The sequence below is a fragment of the Streptomyces durbertensis genome, from assembly GCF_014156695.1.
Taxonomy (GTDB): domain Bacteria; phylum Actinomycetota; class Actinomycetes; order Streptomycetales; family Streptomycetaceae; genus Streptomyces; species Streptomyces durbertensis.
Genome location: NZ_WMLF01000310.1, coordinates 1 through 6,439, shown reverse-complemented (window position 1 = coordinate 6,439; position 6,439 = coordinate 1). Strand labels below are relative to the sequence as shown.

At 73.3% G+C, this 6,439-nt stretch carries 7 protein-coding genes; 3 read left to right on the top strand and 4 right to left on the bottom strand.

All coding sequences use genetic code 11. The features are described from left to right. Window positions 1-43: 43 nt before the first annotated feature. Window positions 44-631: a hypothetical protein gene (locus GL263_RS18860; RefSeq protein WP_228456639.1), complete on the bottom strand. Its 588-nt coding sequence runs from the start codon at window positions 629-631 to the stop codon at window positions 44-46. A gap of 114 nt (window positions 632-745) precedes the next feature. Between GL263_RS18860 and GL263_RS18855 the strand changes: the two genes are divergently transcribed. Further along, a complete protein-coding gene (locus GL263_RS18855) occupies window positions 746-1,918 on the top strand; it encodes a right-handed parallel beta-helix repeat-containing protein (protein ID WP_182856904.1) in 1,173 nt (390 codons plus the stop codon). Between the two features lie 79 nt (window positions 1,919-1,997). Here GL263_RS18855 and GL263_RS18850 read toward each other — a convergent pair whose 3' ends face one another. From GL263_RS18850 to GL263_RS18840, 3 genes are all read right to left on the bottom strand, one after another. Beyond that, window positions 1,998-2,609, bottom strand: a complete 612-nt coding sequence (locus GL263_RS18850) for a hypothetical protein (RefSeq protein ID WP_182856903.1) — start codon at window positions 2,607-2,609, stop codon at window positions 1,998-2,000. A 61-nt stretch (window positions 2,610-2,670) separates the two neighbouring features. Next, window positions 2,671-3,204 (bottom strand): NUDIX hydrolase, encoded by a 534-nt coding sequence (locus GL263_RS18845; protein WP_182856902.1) that lies wholly within the window; start codon window positions 3,202-3,204, stop codon window positions 2,671-2,673. Between the two features lie 149 nt (window positions 3,205-3,353). Further along, complete coding sequence (locus GL263_RS18840) at window positions 3,354-4,313, bottom strand: MerR family transcriptional regulator (protein WP_182856901.1); 960 nt, start codon at window positions 4,311-4,313, stop codon at window positions 3,354-3,356. A gap of 67 nt (window positions 4,314-4,380) precedes the next feature. On the opposite strand from GL263_RS18840, the gene GL263_RS18835 reads away from it, so the two are divergent. Then, complete coding sequence (locus tag GL263_RS18835; protein ID WP_182856900.1) at window positions 4,381-5,922, top strand: alpha/beta hydrolase family protein; 1,542 nt, start codon at window positions 4,381-4,383, stop codon at window positions 5,920-5,922. A gap of 135 nt (window positions 5,923-6,057) precedes the next feature. Then, window positions 6,058-6,399: an alpha-amylase inhibitor gene (locus GL263_RS18830; RefSeq protein ID WP_182856899.1), complete on the top strand. Its 342-nt coding sequence runs from the start codon at window positions 6,058-6,060 to the stop codon at window positions 6,397-6,399. The last annotated feature ends 40 nt before the right edge of the window (window positions 6,400-6,439 follow it).

The following is a 6,439-nucleotide window of genomic DNA, read 5'->3' as shown; positions in this document are numbered from 1 at the left end:
GGGGCGGGGCTGCACCGCGCGGGGCGGTGCGCGGGGCGCTCGTTCAGCCCGGTGGTGTCGGCGCGAAGCCGGACGACGGGTTGCCGCCGGGTGGCGGGTGCTCGGCGTCGTAGGCGGTGAGCGCCGCCTGGCGGCGGTCCAGCAGTTCGGCGAGGTCGGCGGGGACGACGCGGTGCTGGCTGAGTCTCACCCTCGCGCCGGCCTCGACGGCCGCCCAGGCGTGTCGGGCGCGCTTGTTGGCACGTCGCCTGGTGTCGCTCCGCAGGCTCCCGGCGCAGCCGGCCAACCCCGCGGCGAGCAGGGCCAGTAGCGCGGCGGGGACCCGGGCGTCGGGCGTGGCCAGGCCGGCCGCGCCGGACGCCCCCGCGAGGAACGCGGCGGGCAGCCCCAGCAGGATGTCCACCCGTACCCACAGGTCCGCTCTGCGCTGCGCGAGCCGCATCCGGTCGGCGGCCTCGGCGCGCAACCGCTCGATCTCGGCCCGCAGCCGGCAGTCGGCACCGTCGGACGACGACGGCGGCATGGTTCCGTCCTCGGTGGAGGCCATGTCTGATTGCAGCACACCGGCCGGGGGCGCCGAGGTGCCGTCCGGCGACAGCCGCTCCGGCCCGGTGTGGTCGGTTTCCTCCAAACCAACTCAGCCTTGGTACAGGCCAGTTGGTGTAGACCGGTTCGGCGCGTGGTGCGGATGTGGTGAATGATTCACCCTTCAACATCCAACCCCCACAGGACGGAACCAGCGCACATGAGCCACAGCAAGGGACGCCACCGCCGCGGGCGGACACTGCCGGTCGCCCTCGTCACCGCGACGGCCGTCGGCGCCGGAGGCGTCTACCTCGTCGCCTCCCCCCACGGTGCCGACGCCGCCGAGGCCACCACCGTCACCGTCGCCACGACGGCGGAACTGGAGAAGGCGTTCGCCGCCGTCCGCCCCGGCACCACCATCCAGCTGCGCGCCGGCACGTACCACCCGACGAAGTCCCTCAAGAGCCAGACCGACGGCACGCCCGAGCGCCGCATCACCGTGACCGCGCACGGAACGCACAAGGTCGTGATCGACGGCTCGAAGCTGCCGTCCGGTCAGTGGCTCGCCGCGATAGCCGGCGACCACTGGACGCTGTCGAACCTCACCTTCCGCAACTCCCCCGCCCACGGCGTAGTGGTCACCTCCTCCGTCGGCGGCGTCTTCCGCAACCTCACCACCCACGGCAACGGCGACTCCGGCTTCACTCTCAGAGGCCACGGCACCGTGAACAACCTCATCGAGAACCTCGACTCGTGGAACAACTACGACGCCGCGAACCACGGCCAGAACGCCGACGGCCTCGCCATCAAGTTCGGCTCGGGTGAGGGCAACAGGGTCGTCGGCGCCCGGCTCTACCACAACGCGGACGACGGCCTCGACCTGTGGAAGTGGGAGAGCCCGATCCGCATCGAGCGCAGCTGGGCCTACGGCAACGGCGTCAACCGCTGGAAGGACCCCGCCTTCGAGGGCAACGGCAACGGCTTCAAGCTCGGCGGCGGCGGCGTCCACACCGCCCACATCGTCACCGACAACGCCGCCTGGAAGAACACCAAGCACGGCTTCACCGAGAACAGCAACCAGGGCGCGATGCGCGTCCACCGCAACACCGCGTACAACAACGCCCAGAGCGGCTTCTACTTCGCGACCTCCCCGGCCCGGCTCTCCCGCAACCTCTCCTTCGCCAACGCCGGCGGCACGGCCAAGCTCGGCTCCCGCGCGGTCGTAGCCGCCAACTCCTGGGGCCCCGACGCGCCCCCGACCGACAACGGCTCCTCCCCGGTGCGCAGCGTCGACGCCCGCACCGCTGAGGGGCCCCGCAAGCCCGACGGCTCCCTCCCCACCAGCGACTACCTCCGCACCGGCACCGCCCTCCTGGGCGCCCCGATGAACTGACCCCTAAGCCCGTCCCGCTCCCCTCCCGTCCCGTCGCTCGACGACCGGGCGACGGGAGGGGCGCGCCCTCCGGCTCGGGTCAGGACGCGCCCGGTTCCCACTCGGTGAGAGACACCACCGTCCAGAACGCGTCTTCCGGCGCGTTCTCCGGCGGCTGGCCGTCCAGGTGGGCGAGGACGGCACTCGCGTCCTCGTGGGTCTCCAGCAGGCCCAGGCTGTTGAGGCGGACGCCGAGTTCGTGCCGGACCTCCGTCTCGTAGCTGTGGCACAGCCACGAGTGGATCGACGAGACCGCCCACTCCAGGCCGACGACGTCAAAGCCGAGGCCGCGTCCTGCCGGCGGGACCGGCTCGGCGGCGGCCAGCACCCCGTACGGGGTGGGTTCGCCGTTCCAGGTCGCGTGCTCGTAGGCGCCTGACTCCCGCAGGTGGTCGGCGAGTTCGCACGCGTCGGCGACCCGCAGACCGACCGCGAGCAGCCGGGCGTCAGGGCAGCGCTCGACGCGCGCACGCTCGGCCGCCCCTCGGGTCGTGTACCAGGCCCAGAACTCGGGGCGCGGTGTGTCGTCCAGACAGTCGCTGATCGTGACAAAGGGCGTCGGCACCACCCCCGCGTCCATCCAGCTCGTGCGCGGCACCGGCAGGCACAGCACATGGCCGGCCAGGACGTCCCTCTCGGCATCAGCGGTCACAGAGCGAGCGTGCGCGGAGCGGGACACCGGCGGCAACGGGATTTCCGGTGCGGGAACGGCGTCAGGAGGTCGGCTCGTCCAGGAGGAGGTAGAGCAGGCCGACGAGGGAGCCGCTGCTGACGACCTCGCGGCGGTCGATCATCCCCCGCACGTCGGCCAGCGGAACCCACTCGATCCGGTCGGACTCGTTCTTCTCCGTCGGCGGGCCCACGTACGTCGCGCCGTCGGCGCGGAAGACGTGGTGCTGGGAGTCCGTGATCCCGTTGGCCGGCTCGGCGTAGATCAGTGGCCGCATCGGCCCCGGCCGCCAACCCGTCTCCTCCAGCGCCTCCCGCGCGGCGGCGTCGGCGGGCGTCTCGTCCTCCTCCACCAGGCCCATCGGCAGCTCCCACGCCCAGCAGTCCGTGATGAAGCGGTGGCGCCACATCATCAGCACCTCACGCCGGTCGTTCAGCACGGCGGCCACGGCCAGGTGCCGCAGCCGTACGACGCTGTAGTCCAGGCGAAGCCCGTCCGGCTGCTGCACGTCCACCGTGCAGAGGTTGACCCACTGGTCGCTGTAGATCCGCCGCTCGCCATGCGTCTGCCAGCGCATCCGCCGCCGCCCCTCTCAACCGCCGTGCCCACCCGGCCCGGTCGGCTGAGTCTCACACGTTCGGGGCAAGGCGCAGGGAGATCACGTCCATAGAGCCTCCCATCGGGTGACGAGGACGCCGGCGGGCGGGTGTGACGCCGACGGCGTGGTCAGGGCGTTGGCGCCCCCGGCGCCGTCTGGGCGGTGAGCGCCCGCGCCAGCCAGTCGTGGGCGGCGCCCGGCGTCACGGTGCCGGGCGGGGAGAGCCGGGCGACCAGCTCCCAGTAGTGGTCCAGCCGGGGCTCAGCCGCGAGTTGGCGGCTCAGCGCGCGGCGGAACGAGGTGGAGTCGCGGGTGTTCGCCGTCTCCGCGTACGCCGCCACAAAGCGGTCGAGCGCGTCGCCCGGGCGCGGCCCCTCCCCCGCCCGTACGGCGGGGGAGACCAGGACGAACGCCTCGGTCAGCCCCTCGTACAGCACGGCCGGGCGTTGCCCGCTCTCGCGGCGATGCGCCGTCGGCTGGCTCTCGCGCTTCGCCGGGCGGAGCGCGGAGGTGAAGGCGTGCAGTCGGGCGAACGTCAGGAACCACTCCGGGGAGGGGTCGGACGGCAGCGCCGGAACCGCCTGGTCCAGCACAAGGCCGACCACCCGGGGCGGCAGCCCCGGCGGCAGCCACCGCCGCCAGAAGGAGGCCAGCGCCGCCGTGTCGGGCGGCGTGGACACCCGGCCGATAAGCGCCAACCGCTCGGCCCGCTCCTCCGCCGTACAGTCCTGGAGCAGCCGCAGCGCGGCCCCACGCCAGCGCAACGCGGCCATCCGCGACCCGAGGTCCGCCAACCGCGCCGCGACGACGTCCCGTACGACGGCGTCGTCCCCCAGGGCCGTACCGCCGCCGTCGCCGTCGCCGTCGACCAGGCGCGCCACCTCCGGGACCGGGAGGTCCAGTCCCCGCAACGCGCGGATGAGCCGGAGCCGGTCCAGGGATGCGCGTCCGTAGCGGCGGTGGCCCCCGGCGCTGCGTCCGGCCTCCGGCAGCAGGCCCCGGTCCGAGTAGAAGCGGACCGTCTTGACGGTGACGCCCGCGCGGGCGGCCAGCTCCCCGATGCTCCACAAGTCGTCGGGCTCCGGCATGGGTTGAACCTCCCTCAGGGGGAGTTCCTACGGTACCCACCCGTTCGCGGATCGAGGAGGGACTGTGATGGCTGTGAAGACCGCGTTTGTGCTGGTACCGGGCCTGTTCACCGGCGGCTGGATCTGGCGGGACCTCGCCGGCCGGCTACGGGCGGCCGGCGCCGGGGCGCACCCCGTGACGCTGCCCGGCGGCGACGCCGACCTGGAGGCCCACATCGGTGAAATCCTCCGCGTCGTCGACGGGATCGACGCGGACACCGACACCGTTCTCGTCGGACACGGCTACGGCATCGCCCCGGTGCTCGGCGCCGCCGACCGGCGGGCGAACGACCGGCCGCGCCTGCGTGTCGTCCACCTCGACGCCGGCCTGCCCCAGGACGGCGACCCCGCCCTCGCACTCCTCGCCGACCAGGCCCTGAGAGGACGGCTCACGGCGGAGCCCACCGACGACGCGCACCCGCCCCCTCCCGGTGCGGACGGGGCTGCCGACGGCGGCTGGGCCCGCCACGGAAGCACCGACGGCCTCACCCCTCAGGATCTCGACCGCCTGTCGCGGCTCGCCGCCCCGCAGCCCGTACGGACCCTGACGCAACCGCTCCGCCTCACCGGCGCCGTCCACCTGCTCCCCAGCACCGGCGTCCTGTGCACCGCGAACGGCAACGGAATCGCCCTGCTGGAGCACCTGGTCGAGCTGGGCGACCCGCGTCTACGCCCGCTCACCGAGCCCCGTTTCACCTTCTTCGAACTCGACACCGGACACTGGCCGATGCTGTCCACCCCCGCCGAACTCACCGAGGTACTGCTGAAGGCGGCGGCCGGCGAAGGACACCGTCTGCGCGGCGGCAGCTCGACGGACGGGCCGCCGCCCCAGGAACCGCCCGCCCACCTACGGCCGTTCCTCCTCGACGCGCCCGAGCCGCCGCGCCCCCGCGAGCGGACCTACCGCCTCGAACTGCACCTCCCCGACGGCGGCGACCCCGCGCCCGCGATCCTCTTCGTCCACGGCGGCCCGCTGCCACCCGACGTACGGCCCTCACCGCTGGACTGGCCGACCTTCCTCGGATACGGCCAGTACGTGGCGGACCTCGGTGTCATCGGCGCGACCGTGCACCACCGGCTCCACGACCTCGGCGCGTACGGAACGGCGGCGGATGACGTCGCGGAGGCGGTCGACCGGCTCCGGGCCGACCCGCGTGTCGCCGCCGACCGCGTCGCGCTCTGGTTCTTCTCCGGCGGCGGCCTGCTGGCCGCCGACTGGCTCGCCGCGCCCCCGCCGTGGCTGCGGTGCGTCGCGCTGACCTACCCGATCCTGGCCCCGCTCCCCAACTGGGGACTCTCCGACTCCCGCTTCCACCCCGCCGCCGCTGTGCGCGCCGCGCGCGGCGCGATCCCTCCGGTTGTGCTCACCCGCGTCGGACGGGAGATGCCGCAGATCGCCGCGACGGTGGCGGAGTTCCTCGCCGCCGCCGAACCGAGCGGCGCCACCGTGGACCTCATCGACCTCCCGAACGCCCCCCACGGCTTCGAGACGGTCGACCACACCGCCCCCGCCCGCGAGGCGGTGCAACGCGCCACCCACACCGTCCTCCACCACCTGGCCGCCCCTTGAACGGCTGCACACTTGCAAGAGTTTTCACACTTGGAACCCCCTGTTTAATCGGCAATCACCCAACTCGCCGCCCGCCTGGCTGAAAACTATTGCAAGCACTTGCGCAAGAACCCCAGGCCCCGGAGGATCCCCGTCATGAGCAACCTCATGTCGCGCATATCGCGCCCGGTCGCCCTCACCGCCACCACCGCGGCTGGCCTCCTGATGGCGCTGACGGCCACCCCGTCCGCCGCAGCGGCGACCACCGAGCCCGCGCCCCCGGAGTGCGTGCAGTACCACTCGAGTTGGCGCTACACGCACGTCTCCAACAGCTGTGACGCCACCGTCGCCGTCACGGTCGAGTACACCAACGGCCAGGACGCCCCGTGCCGCGTCATCCAGCCCGGCGAATGGGCGACCTTCTCCGGCTACGGCACCCAGTCCAACTACGTCACCGCACTCCGCTCCTGCGACCCCACCCCGGCCGCTGGCGTCTGACGCCCGCGCCCCCCGGTACGCGGGGTGCGGCGCAGGCACC